Source organism: Puniceibacterium sp. IMCC21224, from assembly GCF_001038505.1.
Taxonomy (GTDB): domain Bacteria; phylum Pseudomonadota; class Alphaproteobacteria; order Rhodobacterales; family Rhodobacteraceae; genus Puniceibacterium.
Genome location: NZ_LDPY01000001.1, coordinates 3,113,457 through 3,132,561 on the forward strand (window position 1 = coordinate 3,113,457; position 19,105 = coordinate 3,132,561).

Genomic DNA, 19,105 nt, shown 5'->3' on the forward strand with positions numbered 1-19,105 from the left:
AATGTCCGCTGGATGGGGCGCATTCGACTACAGCGTAGCGGAAAAAAGCCTGCGATTCAAAAGTTCAACATCCATGGAGGTTGGGGCCGCGTCGGTAGATACGACAGCGACCACCTGACCGTTCAAGAAGATTTCGCTATAGGATCTGTCTTCCAAGTTTGGACCAACGCTGATTTGGGCGCAGCCTGAGTCATCGACGAGCAAAACTAAACGGTCTTCAATCGGATCGAAATCAAGCAGTTCAGCGGGTTCATCGCCTTCCAGGGCATCGACGACAAAGAAATCCTCTCCGTTACCGCCATGTAGGCTGTCGCCGCGCTCGCCGACCAGTACGTCTTCACCGTCACCGCCACTCAGGAAATCCTGACCGGTTCCTCCGACCAAAATGTCGTTTCCAGAGCTACCGAAGAGACTGTCACTTCCGCTGCCACCGATCATGGTGTCCTGTCCACCGCGCCCGTGCAGAGCGTCATTTCCGTCCTCGCCGTAGACCAGGTCATCACCCGTATGGGAAACGACCAGGTCCGATCCTGTGCCGCCCAGGATGGTGTCGGACCCCTCCAGTCCGTAAAGGTCGTCGTCCTCGCCACGGCCCCACAGGATGTCGTCACTCTCTGTGCCTTCCAGCGTGTCGGGGGAGGCCCTGCCATATATACTCGATTGCTGCTCATAATCGCTGAGGTCGGAGGACATCGAGGCAGCGACCATCTGAAGAAATGCTTCGGAACTGGGGCCGATTCCGGTATCTGCGGTTTTATCATTCGCACCGCCGATTCCGTCGCTTGTTTCATCTTCATCCGAGGAGTCTGAAACCGCGAGAACTGACATCGCCGTCATCATGAGAAGACCAAAAACATAGATCATTTTGAGTTCCTATCGTGGATATTGACTACACAAATGTGAGCCATTCGGCGTAGACCGAAGAAGAAATATCGAGGTTCTGCGCGGCGTCGCCCAGATCAACGGACAAGGATCTATCCGCGCTCTGAATGATCAGCATCGAGTCTTCAAACCTCAGCGAGAAATCTTCTGCGACCGAGCCGACGGTGGCGTGTATGACAATCCGGTCGCCCTCCCCAGGGTCGAAATCGCTGATGGTTTCTGCATCGTTACTTTCGAAAAAGTGGAATTCGTCGGCGCCTCGGCCTCCGGTCAGAATGTCGTCGCCAGCCCCACCTTCAAGCACATCGTTGCCAAGCCCCCCGCGCAGCCAGTCCGCACCTTCGCCGCCCCAGATCGTGTCGTCTCCATCTTGCCCGTGCAGTTCCATGCCTAGTCCGCCGGTTTCAAATCGACTGGATGTAAGATCGATGATGTCATCGCCGTGCCCGGCATAAATCTTCTCGACGCCGCTCAGGCGGGCCAGAGAAGACGTCCCCACGGAGACGGGTGCGTCGCTGAAAATGTCGTCAAGAAAGAACGCATCATTTCCGTCTCCGAGAACGACCTCGTCTGTGCCTTCTCCTCCACGCGTAACTGCAGTGAAGCCGTTCATGCCTGCGATCGGCACGTCCCAGGCGACGAAACTGCCAACTTCATGGGTGAAATGAATGGCGCGAAAGCCACTGGAGAAGACATAGTCGGCCTCAAGAAACACCGTATCGTCGCCGTGTCCGCTGTATACGAGATCGCCTCCGGTGGACACGATCGTATCATTTCCTTCTTTTCCGTTGACCAAGTCGCTGCCAGGGCCACCATTGATGCTATCGTCGCCGCTACCGCCGTCCAGGACGTCGTTGCCGAAACCGCCCTTGAGCGTGTCGTTAGCTTCTCCTCCTCTTAGTGTGTCATCGCCGAAGCGTCCTAGGATAATGTCACGCCCGATGCCTCCGATGAGCGCATCGTCAAGAGTGCTGCCCTCGATCCGCAACGGAGTGCCGATGATAACGCGCACGACATCAAAGGGCATCAAATCCAATGACAGCACGCCGTCTTCAGCGTCGGAGGGGTCCATGCTTTGTATGAGGGGATCAACGTCAGCCTCGGCCGCGAAGTAATAGTCCGTGATGTCTTGCGGATTCTCCACAAGCGGGATGATCGTCTCAAAGGGCGGTAAATAGGTGGTAGTCTGGTTACCGGAAATCCGCAGATGATTGGGGTCATCCGGGTCAAAGAACGGCAAAGTTTCGAGCTGTGCTACCTCCTGCGCGTCAATGACTCTTCGACCAATACGGTTCTGGCCGTTTTCATCAGCGTAATCGCTCAATCCATCCGAACTTTCTGGATCGATGGTCAGATGATCAATCGCCACGGTCGATCCCGTGCTCATGAGACCGAACAGATTCAGGATTACATTTGATTCCTCAAGGGAACGCAATGACACGAACAGGACGTCCTCGTAATCGCTCGCGAAATGATTGATCTCCACATCGCCCAACGCCCCATCCCATGAGGTGACCATGCTCTCGAAGTTTGCCAAGCTGCCTGTAGAGCTGTTCTCGGGGGAGAGGCTGTCAGACATCAGAGCGAAAGCTGCGCCGCTCATTGAGGACGTGGCGTGGGAGCTATTCCTGTCGCCAAAGATGGCATTGGGTGCGCGGTGCTGAAGCGGCCAGATATGGGCCTCGTCGGTGCCCATGCGCACCATGAATTCGAACATCTCCAGCAATACTGAGGCACTGGCTGCACCGTGTTGGGCGGTGTTGCTCGCCACGACGTTCCACTCCGTGATGTAGAGGTCTACCTCACGTCCCACGTGGAATCGGAAGCTTTCAAGCCGACTGTCGATCCGGCGGATTTCGCGCCAGTCCTCAACGTCGGAAAAGCGCAGACCTTCTTCCATCGATACGTTATAATAGTAGTGCACCACGGCACCGTCGACGGCTTCTTTGGCGCGGTTGTCCAGAAGCGAAATAATCGCTTCGTTGGCGGCGTCATAATTGCCAGCGTCGTCGCCACCTTTGTAGTCGCTTGCGGCCCCGCTGGTTTCTGCCATCTGGAGCAAGATCTTGGGATCGGGGGCCTCATCCGGATCTTCGTGATGGAGCCGATCTATAGCGTCTTGGACAGCATTGATCACTGTATTCGCCGACATGCCGTATTCGACTTCGTTCATCGCGGGAACAAAATCGCTTCCGTTTATCTGCTCGGGATGAATCGACCGGTCGGCGTTATCGACATGCTCGCCAATAGAGTATTCATTCCCGATTTCGAAAGCGACGACCAGATCACCGTATTCCGAAAGTAAGGCGTATACGAATGCCTCCATGCGCTCGGGTGGAATCGCGGTCTTGGTCGGCAAAACGAATGTGATTTGGTATTGCGTCTCGTTCACGCTGTTTTCGCGGCACCAGTCCATAAAGCCGCGCACCTCTTCTCGGATCTGCCCATTGGGCATAACGGTCACGTCAATCGTGTTTTCGACGTGTCCGCCGGGATAACGGAGATGCTCGATCTTATTGGTGCCGAGTGCCTCAGAAAAACCTTCCGATGGCCCATAGTCGATTTCTCCGTCGAGGTTTACGCGATGCAGCGCGTTAGCCCCAAAATGATCAGAAAGGACGCGCTGTCCCGTTCCGTCCGAGTCCAGATATGTTAGTGTGTATTCCGGCACTGCCTGATCCTCAAGGTTTCCGAGGATTGGCTACCGATGCATTCGACCAGACCTATGCCGCAATTGCGGCAATACCTTGAGCTTTCCATCCAATTTAAGGGAATAGAAATAGTGATTTTTATGGAATCAATTTAGGTGTTCAGTTCCGGCATTTGGTGGATCGGATTTAGGATGAAACGATCTGGTCTGAAGTCCAGATCTTGCAGATGTATTCGTAGGGCGTGAGACCGTTGAGGGTCTTTAGCCTGCGTGCGAAATTGTATGTGTCAATGAAGTCGGCGAGGTGCGTGCGCAGCTGATCATGGTTGTCGTAGTGGTATCGTTTCACCGTCGCCTCCTTGATCGTCCGGTTCATCCGCTCGACCTGACCATTCGTCCAGGGGTGGTTCGGCTTGGTCAGTCGGTGCTCGATCCCATTTGCCTCGCAGATCATGTCGAAGCGCATCTGCCGCGCATATGCTGTGTTTCTGTTCCGGGCTGCTCGGCGAACTGGATGCCGTTGTCGGTCAGAATCGTGTGGATGCGATAGGGGACGGCCTTGAGCAGATGCTCGAGGAATTCCCACGCGGTCTTGCGATCTGCTTTATCCACGAGTTGCGTGACTGCAAATTTGCTGGTTCGGTCAATGCCTACAAAGAGATAGAGCTTGCCTTCTACCGTCTGAACCTCGGCGATATCGATAAGAAAGAAGCCCCCTCTTGTGCATGTAAACATGCACTGCCGGGCAGTGGATGGGGTAACGCTTGAACTTCTGGCGCTTTGGCTTGTCACCCTCGACATCCGGCAAGCGCGAGATGCCATGCCGCTGAAGACACCGATGCAGTGCCGACCGCGTCAGGCGCGGGACAGACGGCTGAAGAGCATAGAGGCAATCATCCAACGGCAGTAGCGTGTGCCGCCGGAATGCGACGATCATTGCCTCCTCCGCTTCGGTGAGAACGGTCAACGCGGGCTCCTTAGGCCCGGTCTTCAAGTCCTCGACCGTCGCACGCTTACGCCACTTCGCGACGGTTTTGGGATTGATGCCCAATTCCTTACTCAACTGCGCGAGCGAAGCTTGCGATCGCTGTATTGCAGCTCTCGATTTTTGAGGCGCCTAATAATTAACCAAAAATTCACGGAAGACTTGCACGTTACATTCAATGTTAATCAAGGAACGAACACCATGAAGAGCCATGTATGGGTAATCGAAGTCCTTCAGGATCTGACCCTCTTCGCTGCAATGAACGGGTTGGATGAAACACAAATGGACTTGCCACGCAAAAGTTCCGGTCTCTCAGCTCATGTTAGGAGGCCGTCTCTCGAAAGCCAAGGGACTTTTCCCGCCAAGGGATGAATGCCGTCTTCGCGGGTTGTAGAACCCATTGATGTATTGGAATATTGCTCCTTCTGCTTGTCTGCGGGTCGCCCATTTCTGACGCCAGATCAGTTCGGCTTTCAGAGATTTGAAGAAGGTCTCGACCATGGAATTGTCATAACAATTTCCCTTGCCGCTCATTGAGACCAGAAATCCATGCTGCTTCAGACTTTTCTGATAGTCACCTGAACAGTATTGAGAGCCACGATCCGTATGATGGATACAGCCTTTGGGTGGCTTTCGCAGCCCTACTGCCATGTCTAATGCCTTGATGGCCAGGTCCCGCTTCATCCGGTTACTGACCGCCCAGCCAATGACCCGGCGGGAGTAAAGATCGATGATCACTGCCAAATACAGCCATCCCTCGCTCGTCCAGATGTAGGAAATGTCCCCTGCCCATTTTTGGTTTGGGCCATCAGCAGAGAAGTCCTGATCAAGAAAGTTGGGGGCGACATTGAAGGCGTGATTGCTGTTAGTCGTGACTTTATGTTTACGGGTTCGAATAACCTTGATCGCGTTCTCACGCATCAACCGGCCTACCCGGCGGTGCCCGACAACAAGACCGAGATCGCGCAGTTCCTCCGTCATGCGAGGTCGGCCGTAGCTTTGCAGGCTAAGGCGGTGTTGTTCTCTGATATGGGCCAACAGCACCATGTCATCTCGCTGGCTTCGGCTGATAGGGCGGATCTTCCAGGCGCGAAACCCACGGGAAGTTACCCGCAAAACGCGGCATAGAAACTCAATGGGCCAGATCTTCTTCCAGGTGTCGATAAAGGCAAACCTCACGCCTTTTGGCCTGCGAAGAAGATCGTCGCCTTCTTTAACACTTCCCTCTCCTCGCGGAGTAGCCGGTTCTCTTTGCGAAGGCGGGCGTTCTCCTTCTCCACATCCTCATGCGGGCCGGACATCAGGTCATCATTCTGATGGTGTTGAACCCACTTGTTCAGTGTCGAAACACCAACCCCTAAATCAGACGCAATCTGAGGTCGCGTCAGTCCACTGCTTGTTGCAATGCGAACCGCATCACGTCTGAACTCGTCGCTGTATCTTGGTGCCAATTTGTGTCTCCTTCATTGCGAATATCGCTCGAAAGAGACCGGAACTAAATCGCGACAAGTCCAACCGTGTAGGCCCCGGCGGGGATAACATCGGGAGGCAATGCGCGAAACGCCGTCACGGGATCAAGGCCGGTCTCGCGGGTGATGTCCAGGTCCCCGTCCGGCCCGGTGACTTTAATCGCGGTGACACGCATCGGGTCATCAAATCGCAATTCGATGACCGCAACGGTTTCCACGGTCGTCCCATCTGCCGGAGTCGTGTCTTCGGCCTTCGAGTGCGCCAGTGCGGTCGTCGCAGTTACCAGCGTGACCGCGAGTGCCAGGGTGATACGCTTCATTGCCTGTTCTCCATTTCGTCATGCCTCTCGCGGATGTCCCGCGGCCAGGTCGATTTGATGTAGCTGAGAACGGCGATGATCTCGTGGTCCGCAAGCACACCCTCATAGATCGGCATGTTGGATTCGTAGTCAGGATCGCCGATCAGAGCGCCGGTCCCGTGTTTGGTCAGACGGAATAGCGTGTCGCCGTCGTGATGCCACGTGTGTCCGGTTTTATCGTGGGGCGGTGCCGGGAGCCGCCCGTCAACACCGGGTGACCGCCATTTGGGCTGACCTTCAAGCTCCGCGCCGTGGCAGGAGGCGCAGTTGTCGGCATAAACCGCCTGCCCAATGGCCACCACCTTTGGGTCCGAAGGTTTGATGAAGGCTCCTTCCGGGGCAGACGTTCCCCACCCGAAGGCGAGGACCGCTGCTCCAACCAGAACCGCTGCCCCAAGGCCGAGTGCCAAGACCCGTTTCACTGCCCGGCCTTATGGAAGACCTCACCTTCACCAGCATCGCCGCCGAAAGCCATGACGTTGTATCGCGCGGTCGGGTCGTTCCCCATGCCAGGCGAGCCGTCAGGCATCCCGGGCACCGAGATGCCGGAAATCTTCGAGCGTTCTTCGAGCAGCTTGGCCAGCGCTGCGAACGGCACATGGCCTTCGACCACATAGCCGTCGATCATCGCGGTATGGCAGGCCCACATCGTGCCGGGGATGTTGTTCTTCAGCTTCACGCTGGTGATATCACGGGTATCCGTGACTACGATGTCGTAGCCCTCTTCGCGGGCCAGGGCGACCCAGGCGCCGCAGCAGCCGCAGGTCGGGCTCTTGGTGACATGCATGGTGCCGTGATCTGCCGCGGTGCCATTGCTGTCCGCCTGGGCCATACCGGCAGCACCAAGCGTGGCGATACCAAGCGCGAGGGCAGCGACAGGAACGAGGGTGAAAAGTGTCTTGAACGGTTTCATGAGGATATCTTTCGACGGGTGGGCGCACGGGCAAGGCCCGTTCAGGTGTGATTGCAAATTCCAAGGCCGCGCCCCGAAGGACACGGGAAGCATCACACCGCGCGCGGCGGGTCGAGAGGCCCGGAAAGCTCAATACCGGTCAGCAGCAGGCTTTGGCCAAACAAGACTTCCTCGCAGGCAGCAGGGGTCGGCCATTGAAGGTCAGTCACTGGAATCAGGACAGGAATGAGATGACAGGTCAGGCTGCTCTCGGCGCTTTCTGAACAGCAAACGGGATGATCCTCTGCCGCCTCAATCACCGCGGCGTGGCTATGCTCCATGATGGCCGCATGGCCCGCGTCCATCGCCACAGAAGCGCAGGCGGTCAGCGTCATCAAGACGACAAGAAGGAGCTGGAACAACCTCATGCTCAAAACCTATGCGGGGTATATGGATTCTGCAAGTTGCCGCAGCGTCACAGCCCATCGCGGGCCTCAATGCACGTTCGCATCTTCCCCGCGCGCCATCATCAGGTGATGTTCGCGATGATGCTCCTGGCTCGCCATCAATCCAAAGAACCCAAGGCCCTTAATCCGGGCAATTGCTGCGGGATCTTCACTTGTGACGCGCAATTCCATCCCGTCGTCAATCTCCAGGGATTCTACTCTCCAGCGATCGTCCTTCGCCAGTTGCGCGGCGTGAGCCGGCACCATTCGGCGCAGTGTGGTAGTCGTTTCAACATCACCCGTGGCTGACGCAGAAAGACCATTCGGCAATTCCGTCTCCGTCACGACCGTATCCGAGATCAACCGGTCCATGTCGACAAGATGCGCTCGCAGGCCCGCCAGATCGACCCTTGACCAGTTGGTGTTTGGATCAGCTTCCAGCACCCGGACGACCTCGGAGAGAGCCGCGAAGGCCCCTTGCCCCGGCTCCGTCAGCAGCGCGCTCCCAGCAGGGCGATCCTTATCGGGGACTGCGTGATCCATTCCATCGGCATGATCGGCATGCATCGTTTGAGCCAGTGCTATGGCCGAACCGGCGACGACAGCCGTACCGGCAAGGATGATCTTCAGTCGCATTTTGAAACCCCACTCAAATTTGGCTGCACTCTACCTGATCCTGCAAAAAGGTAGTATGATATCTATCATGTATGATTGGCAGCACATATTCGATGACGCGCCGCTCCGCGCCGTTGAACAAGGGATGGTTCTGTTTCGGCGGGGAGATAGCATCACGTCCATGTACCTTGTCCAATCGGGCGCTGTAGCGCTGGAACGGCCACTGGAAGATGGAACTGTGTTGACTCTACATGTCGCGATGGCAGGCAATGCACTGGCAGAGGCATCTCTGTTCGCCGAAGCATATCATTGTGATGCGGTTGTCCGCGCGCCTGCACAGGTCGCGATCATGCCCCGTGCGAATTTCTTGTCAGCGTTGCACAATCAACCTGGCGCGGCTCTAAGCCTCATCGAAACCCATGCCCGCGAGGTTCAAGCGCAGCGCGCGCGCATCGAGATACTGCGCCTGCGTCGCGTCTCTGACCGGCTGGACGCCTGGCTAGACGTTCATGGAGAGCCTGAGAAAGGTGCATGGATCAGGGTTGCCGACCAGATTGGTGTATCGCCACCAGCGCTTGCTCTGCCCCCTAAAAACTGGACCATTTTGAATTAGAGTTTCCGACTGCTACTTTCCTGGCTGGAAAAGGAGTGGACGCGATGAAAGCATCCAAATTCACGGACGCCCAAAAGGCGTTTATTGTTAAGCAAGGTAATGAGGGCACGACGGTTGCGGAGATTTGCCGCAAGTCCGGGATAAGTCCGGCGACGTATTTCAACTGGAAGAAAAAGTATGAGGGGCTGATGCCGTCAGAGATGCGCCGGTTGCGTGATCTGGAAGACGAGAACAACCGTTTGAAACGGATTGTCGCTGATCTGACGTTGGATCGTGAGATGTTGCAGGACGTTATCAAGCGAAAGCTCTAAGGCCGGATCGAAAGCGTGAGCTTGTCGATGGGATGCGGTCTGATTGGCGTGTGTCGATCCGAAAGGCATGTGGTGCTTTGCGGTTTGATTGCTCGACCTATCATTACAAATCCCGCCGCACCGATCCGGCCGCGTTGAAAAAGCGCATTAAGGAGATTTGTGAGACACGCGTTCGATATGGATATCGGCGCGTCCATTTTGTGTTGCAGCGTGAGGGTTGGCCAGTGAACGCTAAAAAAACATATCGTATTTACAAGGAGATGGGTCTTCAACTGCGCAACAAGACACCGAAACGTCGCGTGAAAGCGAAGCTGCGGGATGCTCGCACAGAAGCTGTGAAGAATAACGACGTCTGGGCAATGGATTTTGTGCATGATCAACTCGCCACAGGCCGCAAATTGCGCGTTTTGACCGTCGTCGATACGTTCTCGCGCTATGTGCCAATTCTAGACGTAAGGTTCAATTATCGCGGTGAGGATGTGGTTAAATCTCTTGATCTGGCTTGTGCCAAGATTGGGTATCCTAAGACCATTCGAGTCGATAATGGGCCGGAATTTATCTCTCGGGATCTGGATCTGTGGGCTTATCATCGGGGCGTAGTTTTGGATTTTAGCAGGCCAGGAAAACCGACAGACAACGCCTTCATCGAGGCCTTCAACGGTAAGTTTCGCCAGGAATGTTTGAACGCGCATTGGTTCTTGAGCCTTGCGGATGCGGCAGAAAAGGTGGAGACTTGGCGTAGATACTACAACGAAGAACGGCCCCACAGCGCGATCGGAAACAAGTCACCGATCATGCTCGTAAAATCAGAAGGTGAAACCAGCCCACCGATCTGACGAAAGCCGGAAATCTCTAGACCCAGGTGGTCCAAGGTTGGGGGCAAGTGCACGGCCTCCGGCCCAACGCAAGCGCAGTTTCGGTTGCGTGACACGCAGAAACAACGCGTTCTCCAGCCTCCGGCGCTCGCAATCCGCCTTGATCGCCTTGGACAGTGCGGAATAGGTCATCAACTTGGTCTTGCCGTTGAACCCGGCATTTTCGGCAGCGACCCGCAGGATCTGGTGCAGCCTGTCGAGGTGACGCTCGAGATTGGTGTGCGTTACGCGGATCGTCAGCAGTTCGGCAAGTTCCGCCCGCTTCTGCGCATCGGAGATGTCGGACCGCGAAGCATAGAGGGCGTAGAGCGAGGCGTCCTCCTGGTCTGCTTCATCGATTTCCTCCTGCTTTTTCGGCATCTCGCGCTCCTTGAGGAAGCGGTTGTTGCCATGGCATTTGCCGTGCAGCTTCGGAAGCCTGCTCATCCAGACCATGAGTTGCTTCGTCACGTCACCCAGGCGGTCGATCGGAATGTCGCCGGCGTATGCGATGACGAGTTCCGCTGTTGTGCGAAGCTTTTTTTTTCATCTCCTCGGTTTGACCCTCTATGGCAATCTCGAGCGCCTCGGAGACGGTGAAGAACCTGGGCAACTGCCCGTCCACGACACGAATGTCATGCCGCTGGAGCAGGTCCCACCCTTTCACCAGCGGGTCTTCACTCTCTTCGAGGGCATCAATCTCGAGCTTCAGGAGCTGACGGAGCGTTGTGCAGACAAGACGTGCGAACTCGGCATGGAAATCCGGGTTGAAGGGAAGCTGGAGGCGCTCGCAGCACTGACGCACCTCTTCATTGGCCGCGCTGAAATCCCTGGAGCGGATCTGTTGCTTGATCTGCAACAGGTCATCTTCCAGGACGCCGATGCGCGTCTCCACGTCGATCTCGACGGAAACCGCGTCGGCCGCCATCCGGGTCATGCGGTCGAGCACGAGGTCCCGGCAGATCAGCGCCTGCTCGCTGCTGGTGTAGTCTTTGAATTGTGCCTCAAGCATCTCGCCCGACCCCGTTTCCTGGGCGATCGAAAGCGAGCCGATCACCGAACCGGGCAGGAAATGAGTTCGTTTGCCTGAGTTCAGAAAAGGAAAGAGCCGGATGACCACGCGTCATCCGGCTCTTTTCCATTCCAAGCACAAATTGCTGTCGGGCTTGCGCGCCCAGCGCCGCGCCGCGAGTCACCCGAAGGCGCAGGCCGCCCTGGCTGGCGCTATCCGCCCCCCGGCGAAACGCCGAGTCGCGGACTAAAACTGCCAAATGGCAAGCTATTGTTATTGCTGTGATTTTTGGCATTTTTGGCTGGGGTGGTAGGATTCGAACCTACGATACACGGTACCAAAAACCGATGCCTTACCGCTTGGCTACACCCCAACTGTCGGGCTACTTACTCGGACCTTTGCGGGTGATCAAGCCCGCAATGGCAAAAAATCTCGCTATTCTGTCGGCGCTTGCCGGGTCAGCAGATCCTTGTCCTTCGAAAGCTCTCGTTCGTCGTCAACAATGTCTTCCAGCTCCTGCTCCATTACTGCGTCAACATCTTGTGCTGGCGACAGGTCCGGCGCGCGGGCTCGGGTTTCGGTCGTCGGTATGTCGGCGGCCCCGCCGAGGATTCGGAAGGTCGGTTCCGGCATCACGACGCCTTCAGCGCTAAGTGCGGCCATCACAAGGCGCATCGCCTCACCCCGGGCTGCGACGATGCTGGTGTCGTGCTGGCGAATCCAGGCGGTGCAGCGCAGTACGATCCAGCTGTCGGCCATATCCTCGATCCAGACATTGGCCTTGGGCTTGGACAATACAAACGGCAAACCTTCGAGGGTGGTCTGCGCAACGGTCTGTGCCAGGACCAAGTCGGTCGCATAATCCAGACCAAAATCAAAGACAAAGCGGCGTTCATCATTATAGCTGTAGTTTACGATTCGGCTTTTAAACACTGTGGCATTGGGGATCCGAATGTGGTTGCCGTCAAAGCTCAGCAGGATCGTGGCGCGGCTGGTCAGGCGGATCACCTTGCCGGTGTCGCCTTCGATCTCGACCGTGTCATTTGGGCGAAATGGCTGGCGGATCGAAAGCATGATCGAGGCGATGAAGTTCTCGACTGTGTCGCGGACGGCAAAGCCAATGGCCAGACCAATAATGCCCGCCGCACCAAGGATGGTCGACAGCAGCGCAGTAGCCCCCAGGATGTCGAGCGCGATCACCACCCCTGCCACAAAAAACGCCAGCCGGATCAACTGCCGGTAAATATCCGAGATAAAGGCATTTGGCGCCAGCCGGTCCCACGGATTTCGCAATCGCGCGATCAGCAGGCCAAACAACAATACCAGCGAAAAGACCGTGAGCGCCACCCCTGCCAGCGGCACGAAAGCCACCGCCTGCCGCATCCGCGTCATGAAGCGCTGCATCGCAGGGTTCAGCCTACGCACCACATCTGTGGTTTCGCTAACCTCATTTTCGATCGCCACCACGCCTTCGACCCGCCCCGCAAGCGCATTCAGGCGGGCCGAGGTGGTGCTGTCCAAGGTGGTCCCGCGCAGCGTGACGATGCCTGAATTGACAGTCACGGTCACATCTTCGAACCCGTCGAGTTGTGCCAGAATTTCACGAATTCGCACCGCGATAGCCCCGTCACGATTCGCGTTATCCTCGATCGTGATGGGGCCGGACGGCTGGTCCTCGGTCTGAGACATAGCGCTGACGGGCACGAGACACATGAGTAAAACTAAAAGAAAATTACGCATAAAAAGCTGTCCAAAAAACGAAAATTTCGATGCAAGATGGCGCGTGATGCGTGTCGCAACAAGCCTTTTCTGCAGGTTTCAACGGGCGCGGCTGTCTACTCGGCCACGGGGATACTAACCTCGCGCATGGGGGTGATGCCGCCGTTGAAGAAGGTGTGGCAGGCCCGGCCTGCACGTTTGGAGGCGTAAAGGGCCATATCAGCCTCTTGCATTAGTTGCATTGCGTCACGCCGGTCGCCATTCGCGCGAATTGTGATGCCGACACTTCCTGAGATCCGGCAACTTTGCCCGCCAAAATACATCGGTTTGTCCAATTCGGTGATGATACGACGAGCGACCTCGGTCAGCCGCTCCTGATCCGCTAGTCCTGCGAACAGTACGACAAACTCGTCACCGCCAACCCGCGCAACCGTGTCGTTTTTGCGGGTCTCGTTCACGAGGATGCCCGCCACCTGTTGCAGCACATAATCCCCGGCCGCATGGCCCAGTGAATCGTTCACGGTCTTGAAAAAATCCAGATCCAGATGCAGCAGGGCAAAATCCGTAACCCCGGAAACAAGCCGGTCGAGCACGTAGTCCATCGCGCGTCGATTCTTCAGCCCGGTGAGCGTGTCGGTAAAGGCTCTCTCCTCGGCCGCAACCATCGCGCCCTGCAGACGTTTGTTCAGCGTGCGCGATGCCTCCATTGCTGCCGACTTTGCTTCGACCAGATACAGCATCTCGATGGTCAGATCGGTGGCGGCAAAATCCGTGCTGGTCAGAGAATACTCATGCACGGCATCGACGACCCCGATTCCGAATGACAGATTGATGACGGCCCCTCCGACCGGCCCCGGTACCAACAACCCCTTGAGCGCGGTGCGCGGCGCGGCGCGAAACCGCAGATGCAGCTTGGTGTGCGAACAGGCCAGCATGCCAGCCATGTCATTCACCCGACGCGGGCGGTAAATCTCGAACACGTCAAGGAACTGCGCCCCTGTCAGAGGCTGGTCGGGACGCAGCTTTTGCAAGGTGCCGCCCACATGCTGTATCGCCCCTGCCCCGGTCACGACAACATGCATCGGGCAGAGTGAGTCCAGCATGTCCGTCGTGAGGGTCAAGATGCCACCTGACGCCGATCCACCGGAGCCGCGCCAAGATCAAATTCGCGCCCTTCCGAATAATCTGTCTCGATCAGGGTGATCGAGATACTTTCCTGCATTTCAGTGCGACCCTCATGTTCCAGCAGGACAAGCGCACCATAATCATCCGCCATCGCACGCAGAACGCCGACCAGCACATGCCCGAAACCGTCGATCGGGCCGATACACCGCAGGGCAAAGCAGTTCTGTTCAAATTCATCAAGTTCAAGGGTCGGAAGATCGAGGTCCGGCACTGCCAGCCGTGTACGGTCGGGCAAATCTTCGAGGGAGTGCAGAAAATCGCAGAAATTCACACCACCGAACCGCATAAGCCGCCGAAGAGATTCCGTGTGGGGGTGCGAGACAAGGTACGTGCCCACATCCTCAAGCAAATCATCGCGCGGTTTTCCCAACCGACGCGTCGCAGCGTCCAAGACCGCATCGGTCACTGACGCATCGTATTGCAGCATCGCTTCGAACTCGGGTACACTGAGATCGGCGGCGGCGGCAATATCGTGCCAGCACTCCAGACCGTATGTATCCTGCAAAAAGAACTGCAATGTCCTGTTGATCAATCCGTGCATGCCGGAAATCATCCTTTCGATTGTCCGAAAAGATGCACGACCCTCGCTTAACAAAGGGGTAACAGTTCTAATTGTGCGGGAATATTTCGACTGAACCCAGCTTCAGCACCGGGGTCATCGAGGGGCCAATCGTCACCTCGCCTGCATGGAACGCCTCAAGAGCCGAAGGAGGCAGGCCAGCGCCGATTTCCCCCGTCAGCGTCACGACGTAGCCCACCAATTTAATCCGGCTATCCATCAGCATCACCGACAGCGCCCGCAATGTGCCGTCGTCTTGCAACAGTAAGACAACGCCCTTTACCGCGGCGTCCGAGAACTGCCCCATAACCATGCCACACCCCGGCCCGCCCCGCACCGTGCGGGCACACGCGGCACGCCAGTCCGCCACCTCCGTATCATTCAGATCCGACAACATCGCAGCAGTCAGCGGATCGGCCCCGCGAACCGGCATGTCACGGGCCAAAGTTGCGCGCGCCTTTACCGAATCGCGAGGAATGACACCCCCGTCCTGAAGCTGTTTGCTAAATTCGGTGCCCAACGTCGGATCGCGTTTCAGAACGGCCAGAACCTCGCGCCCTGGCCGCCCCCAATCGTTGGCGAGTTCATGCAGCGGCAGTGCGTCGGCAGGCAGCCGTCCCGCGTTGTACCTCGCGAGCTGATCCTGCGCCGCAATCCGTTCAGGTACCATTAACGGCGTCAGCCAAAGCGCAGAAATGGCAACGATCAAAAGCGCCACACCGACGTTGGCCTTGCGGATGCGGGCCGCCCAATTGTGGCGCAGCAGCACCGCACCGCCAAAGCTGACTCCATAGATCGCGACAACAGCCCCAACTGTGACGGCCGTCAGACGCGCGGGCGTCCAGCCATATTGCCCGACCCGCAACCACAGCGCATAAAGCGCCAGCGCCGCCAGCGCCGGGATCAGCAGCGCCAACGTCTGCGTCGCAATACGCATCCACGGCAGCGCGATTTCTGCATCGGTGTCGCGATCCACCGCAACAGTAACCAGCACAATCGCGGCCAAAGCCGCAGACATCAGCGTCCCGCCGGCCGACAGGCTTCCTACCAGATCGGACAACCCGCGCATCGGCAGCGCCAGCAGAAACACGGCGATCACCACCAGCGCCACCGGCACCAGCAGCCGCAGCAGCGCCAGCAGCAGATCGGGCGACAGCATGCGGCGCATCTCGTGAACCACGGCCAGCGCCAGACCGAACACCGCCCCGGTCAGCACCCAAGGCAGCGGATCCACCGACCGTATCAGCGACAACAGTCGAAGCCCGACAAGCTGCAACAGCGCATCCGACAGAGTCAGCAACCCCCAGAACAACCCGGTAAACAACATCGCCGCCAGATAGCGAATGAACACGCGCCAGCTGATATCAAACAGCACGTCATAGGCATGCCAGCGGGTGTCGTTGCGCAGTCCGGCGGCGGCGAATGATGTTGCAATCATCCACAACAGAAAACACGCGAGCCCCGGATACCCCATTTCAAGAAAGTCCCGTGGCGCATCATGGCGAAAGGACGCCCAATACATCAGCCCCGCCATCACCAGCGCGATGCCCAGCGCCGCTGGCAACGACCGGCCCAGCCGCGCAGGCCCAACCAACGCCAGCAACACACCGAAAAAACCCGAGGCGAATACGACAAGCGTCATATACGCACGCGGATCTGCAAAGCTGTCGTCGAAATGGTCGGCAAAAAGCCACGCGGCAACGCCCGCAAAGCCACCCAAAAGCATCAATAACGGTCTGAGCCGCGCATCAGTTTCAGGATCCATGGCAGCTCGTCTCCCCGCGTTTCGGGACCAAGGATGACCGCTGCCGCACGGGGATGCAAGGCAGGCCCCCGCATCAGTTGCCCCGATTAGAAATCGGTCGGCGCACCGCCTTCGGCTTTGCGGCGTGCGACAAATTCGGCCAACTCTTCGCGAATGCCCGCGTCCATCGCAGGCGGTTCAAATTCGTTCACGATCAATTTGAACAAATGGTGCGCCCGCTCGGGTGTCCACACCGCGCCCCCGGCCTCCCATGCCTCAAAATTCTTCCAATCCGACAGGAACGGTTGATAAAACGCCGAGGTATAGCGATCTTGCGTGTGCTGAATGCCAAAGAAATGCCCCGAGGGGCCGACTTCGCGGATCGCATCAAAGGCCAGCGTGTCGTCATTCACGTCGCTGATCTCGGGCTCCATATAACGTTGGATCTGCTGCAGCACCTCGCAATCCATGATGAATTTTTCCGGGCTGGCGATCAATCCACCCTCAAGCCAACCGGCCGCGTGATAGACCATGTTGGTGCCCGACTGCACCGCGGCCCAGAGGCTGTGCTCGGTCTCCCACATCGCCTGCCCGTCGGGCACATTGGCGGCGCAAACGCCCGAAGACCGCAGCGGCAAGCCATAGAAGCGCGCCATCTGGCCGGTCATCTGCGTCGCCCGCATGTATTCCGGCGTACCAAAGGCCGGTGCGCCGCTTTTCATGTCGACATTCGAGGTAAAGGTGCCAATCGCGCAGGCCACGCCGGGGTTGATCCATTGCGCCAGCGCCACAGCGCACAGCGCCTCGGCCAGTGATTGTGCCACGGCACCCGCCATGGTGACAGGTGCCATCGCCCCCGCCAGCGTAAAGGGCGTCACCACCAGCCCCTGCCCGCGCCGCGCCAGCCGCATCCATCCGTCCATCATCGGAAAATCGTGCTTCAGTGGCGAGGTAGAGTTGATGTTGGTATACATCCGGGGTGTGGCATCGAATTCCTCGTGCGTCAGCCCCCCAGCGATGCGCACCATTTCCATCACGTCCTCGACACGCTCCTTACCCAGCGAATAGGCGTGCATTGCCTTGTCGGTCAGCGTCAGCTTGTCGAACAACACATCAAGGTGCCGGACGCTGGCATGCACATCTACAGGTTCAACAGGATATCCGCCGGCAAAGTGGATGCAGTTGAAATACTGGGTGAGCTTGAGCAGGTTCTGGCACATTTCGCGTGTGCCGGACATCTTGCGGCCCAACTCCATGTCCCAATAGTTCGGCGGAGACGAGACGTTGCCAAACAGGATGTGTTTGCCGCCGATGATGATCTGGCGATCCGGGTTGCGCGGGGTGATGGTGAACTGGCGCGGTGCCTTACCCACCATCTCCATCACGAAATCGCGGCCCATCCGGACGTTGTCGCCCTGAATGGTACAGCCCGCCTGACGCAGCAGCTCCAACGCCTCGGGGTTCAGGAATTCAATCCCGATCTCTTCGAGAATGCGCATCGCCGTGTCATGGATCCGCACGACGCCCTCTTCGGTCAGCGGCTCGGTTGGGCGGTCAATGTTGATCGGCAAACGCCAAGGCATCTGGTCAATGATCGCGGTGCCGCGCCGGGTCGCGTTGCCCGCCCGTCCGCCGCTGCGCCGACGTTTGGCTGCTGCATCTGCCATGGGGTTCTCCGATCTCTGATGCCACAGCAGGCCATGCAGGTCGGCGTTCGTCCTGTCGATTAGCGACGAGTCGCGTCGTTTTTGCGCGAACGGCTGCACCGCGTGCTGTCAGCCGACCTGATCCCGCCCCCGAATCCAGTCCGGGAGATGTCCGATATCGGGCAGCACCACATCTGCCAGTGGCGCAAGCGCGGCGCGCGGCGCAGGCCCGGTCAGCACGCCGACGCACAGCATTCCTGCCTCTCGTCCGGCGATCAGATCATGCGCAGAATCGCCCACCATGATGACGTTGCCCGGCTCCAGCCCCCGTGCAATGGCAAAGGCCAGCAGTGGCTGGGGTGATGGTTTCGCCCCGTGCCCGGAATCGAACCCGGCGATAAAGTGGAATCGGTCCGCAACCCCCGCAGTGGCCAGATGCGTCCGCGCACCGAATTCGGTATCGTTGGTCATCACCCCCAGCGATAGACCCCGCGCAAGAAACCCATCCAGCAACGGAGCCAACGGCACAGCAGGCACCAGCGGCGCCTGCGATGAGGTCAGCATCAGGTGTTGCTCAAGCGCGTCAATATCAACGCCCGGCAGCGCCTGCGCCAGGCATTCCGCCGCCTCACGGTTGGTCCCCGCGATGATCGGGCTGTGCGGCAGAAACCGCCGCGCCCCAAGATCATAGCAAGCGACCTCGGCCAACGCCGCAAGACGTCGCGCATCCCCTTGGGCCAGTTCATCCAGAACGTCACCCGCCCAGACATCCCAGGTCGCGCCAAAATCGAACAGGGTGCCGTCCTTGTCAAACAGGATGCCGACGATGCGTTGAGGAGAGGTCATGTCCAATGCACCTGCCCCCCACCCGGCAGCATCGCCCGCGCCTGCATCGGCACATCATACGCCAGCCCCTGCGCATCGCAGAATGCCATGATCCAGGCATCATCCATCAGCAGAAAATCCAGCACGGCGCCCTGAAATTCGGGATCTGACAGGCCGGTGCGAAAATCATCCTCGCCTGCGCCGGTAGCGCCCTGGAATACGGGCAGAATTTCATCATTTCCCGCCAGCCAGGCCACCGCCTGCAACCCGACCATGTCGGCCCGTTCAGATGAAAACGTCATTTTGAACCAATTCTGAAACTGTTTGTTAACCAACCCT

The 19,105-nt window shown here is 57.8% G+C and carries 19 protein-coding genes, 1 tRNA gene and 1 pseudogene; 2 read left to right on the top strand and 19 right to left on the bottom strand.

Annotation, left to right across the window (positions count from 1 at the left end):
* Positions 1-27: 27 nt before the first annotated feature.
* From IMCC21224_RS14380 to IMCC21224_RS14430, 9 genes and pseudogenes are all read right to left on the bottom strand, one after another.
* Entirely contained in the window at positions 28-864 is an 837-nt protein-coding gene (locus IMCC21224_RS14380) for a calcium-binding protein (protein WP_053078985.1), read from the bottom strand.
* A 25-nt stretch (positions 865-889) separates the two neighbouring features.
* Entirely contained in the window at positions 890-3,553 is a 2,664-nt protein-coding gene (locus IMCC21224_RS27875; protein ID WP_047995930.1) for a calcium-binding protein, read from the bottom strand.
* A gap of 131 nt (positions 3,554-3,684) precedes the next feature.
* A pseudogene (locus IMCC21224_RS27190) lies at positions 3,685-4,625 on the bottom strand (IS481 family transposase).
* Between the two features lie 204 nt (positions 4,626-4,829).
* Positions 4,830-5,968, bottom strand: a protein-coding gene (locus IMCC21224_RS14400) for an IS3 family transposase (protein WP_156178119.1) whose coding sequence is annotated in 2 segments (ribosomal slippage) — positions 4,830-5,728 and positions 5,728-5,968 — 1,140 coding nt in all. Because the reading frame shifts where the segments join, the coding sequence is not laid out codon by codon here.
* Positions 5,969-6,012: 44 nt separating this feature from the next.
* The gene (locus IMCC21224_RS14410) at positions 6,013-6,306 is read right to left on the bottom strand and encodes a copper resistance protein CopC (protein ID WP_047995931.1); all 294 of its coding nucleotides are present in this window, start codon (positions 6,304-6,306) and stop codon (positions 6,013-6,015) included.
* On the bottom strand, positions 6,303-6,767 hold the full coding sequence (locus tag IMCC21224_RS14415; RefSeq protein WP_047995932.1) for a cytochrome c: 465 nt from the start codon (positions 6,765-6,767) through the stop codon (positions 6,303-6,305). The genes IMCC21224_RS14410 and IMCC21224_RS14415 overlap by 4 nt, the downstream gene beginning before the upstream one ends.
* Positions 6,764-7,258 (bottom strand): DUF411 domain-containing protein, encoded by a 495-nt coding sequence (locus IMCC21224_RS14420; protein ID WP_047995933.1) that lies wholly within the window; start codon positions 7,256-7,258, stop codon positions 6,764-6,766. Before IMCC21224_RS14420 ends, IMCC21224_RS14415 begins: the two co-directional genes overlap by 4 nt.
* Before the next feature lie 92 nt (positions 7,259-7,350).
* Positions 7,351-7,632, bottom strand: a complete 282-nt coding sequence (locus IMCC21224_RS14425) for a hypothetical protein (protein WP_047995934.1) — start codon at positions 7,630-7,632, stop codon at positions 7,351-7,353.
* Between the two features lie 99 nt (positions 7,633-7,731).
* On the bottom strand, positions 7,732-8,319 hold the full coding sequence (locus tag IMCC21224_RS14430) for a hypothetical protein (protein ID WP_053078986.1): 588 nt from the start codon (positions 8,317-8,319) through the stop codon (positions 7,732-7,734).
* Here IMCC21224_RS14430 and IMCC21224_RS14435 point away from each other — a divergent pair.
* Positions 8,303-8,911 carry a Crp/Fnr family transcriptional regulator gene (locus tag IMCC21224_RS14435; RefSeq protein WP_197089211.1) on the top strand — a complete coding sequence of 203 codons (609 nt, stop codon included), beginning with the start codon at positions 8,303-8,305 and terminating at the stop codon, positions 8,909-8,911. The two genes, IMCC21224_RS14430 and IMCC21224_RS14435, sit on opposite strands and share 17 nt — an antisense overlap.
* A 44-nt stretch (positions 8,912-8,955) precedes the next feature.
* Positions 8,956-10,058, top strand: a protein-coding gene (locus IMCC21224_RS14445) for an IS3 family transposase (protein ID WP_156178069.1) whose coding sequence is annotated in 2 segments (ribosomal slippage) — positions 8,956-9,217 and positions 9,217-10,058 — 1,104 coding nt in all. Because the reading frame shifts where the segments join, the coding sequence is not laid out codon by codon here.
* On the opposite strand, the gene IMCC21224_RS14450 is transcribed toward IMCC21224_RS14445, so the two are convergent.
* The 10 genes from IMCC21224_RS14450 to IMCC21224_RS14495 form a co-directional block, all read right to left on the bottom strand.
* Positions 10,029-10,532, bottom strand: coding sequence for a hypothetical protein (locus tag IMCC21224_RS14450; RefSeq protein WP_047995936.1), 504 nt, complete (start codon positions 10,530-10,532; stop codon positions 10,029-10,031). The genes IMCC21224_RS14445 and IMCC21224_RS14450 overlap by 30 nt on opposite strands.
* A 16-nt stretch (positions 10,533-10,548) precedes the next feature.
* Positions 10,549-11,196 carry a hypothetical protein gene (locus tag IMCC21224_RS14455; RefSeq protein ID WP_047995937.1) on the bottom strand — a complete coding sequence of 216 codons (648 nt, stop codon included), beginning with the start codon at positions 11,194-11,196 and terminating at the stop codon, positions 10,549-10,551.
* Positions 11,197-11,386: 190 nt separating this feature from the next.
* Positions 11,387-11,461 (bottom strand) — tRNA-Gln (locus IMCC21224_RS14460).
* A gap of 62 nt (positions 11,462-11,523) precedes the next feature.
* Positions 11,524-12,777 (bottom strand): mechanosensitive ion channel family protein, encoded by a 1,254-nt coding sequence (locus tag IMCC21224_RS14465; protein WP_231582093.1) that lies wholly within the window; start codon positions 12,775-12,777, stop codon positions 11,524-11,526.
* 146 nt (positions 12,778-12,923) lie between these two features.
* On the bottom strand, positions 12,924-13,928 hold the full coding sequence (locus tag IMCC21224_RS14470; RefSeq protein ID WP_369796027.1) for a diguanylate cyclase domain-containing protein: 1,005 nt from the start codon (positions 13,926-13,928) through the stop codon (positions 12,924-12,926).
* Positions 13,925-14,533, bottom strand: a complete 609-nt coding sequence (locus IMCC21224_RS14475) for a heme NO-binding domain-containing protein (RefSeq protein ID WP_047995940.1) — start codon at positions 14,531-14,533, stop codon at positions 13,925-13,927. Before IMCC21224_RS14475 ends, IMCC21224_RS14470 begins: the two co-directional genes overlap by 4 nt.
* A 67-nt stretch (positions 14,534-14,600) precedes the next feature.
* Complete coding sequence (locus IMCC21224_RS14480; protein WP_082135231.1) at positions 14,601-16,316, bottom strand: DUF4153 domain-containing protein; 1,716 nt, start codon at positions 16,314-16,316, stop codon at positions 14,601-14,603.
* An 86-nt stretch (positions 16,317-16,402) separates the two neighbouring features.
* Positions 16,403-17,962 (bottom strand): trimethylamine methyltransferase family protein, encoded by a 1,560-nt coding sequence (locus tag IMCC21224_RS14485; RefSeq protein WP_047997153.1) that lies wholly within the window; start codon positions 17,960-17,962, stop codon positions 16,403-16,405.
* Between the two features lie 108 nt (positions 17,963-18,070).
* Positions 18,071-18,787: an HAD family hydrolase gene (locus IMCC21224_RS14490; RefSeq protein WP_047995941.1), complete on the bottom strand. Its 717-nt coding sequence runs from the start codon at positions 18,785-18,787 to the stop codon at positions 18,071-18,073.
* Positions 18,784-19,068 (bottom strand): DUF3572 domain-containing protein, encoded by a 285-nt coding sequence (locus IMCC21224_RS14495; RefSeq protein WP_047995942.1) that lies wholly within the window; start codon positions 19,066-19,068, stop codon positions 18,784-18,786. Before IMCC21224_RS14495 ends, IMCC21224_RS14490 begins: the two co-directional genes overlap by 4 nt.
* Between the last annotated feature and the right edge of the window lie 37 nt (positions 19,069-19,105).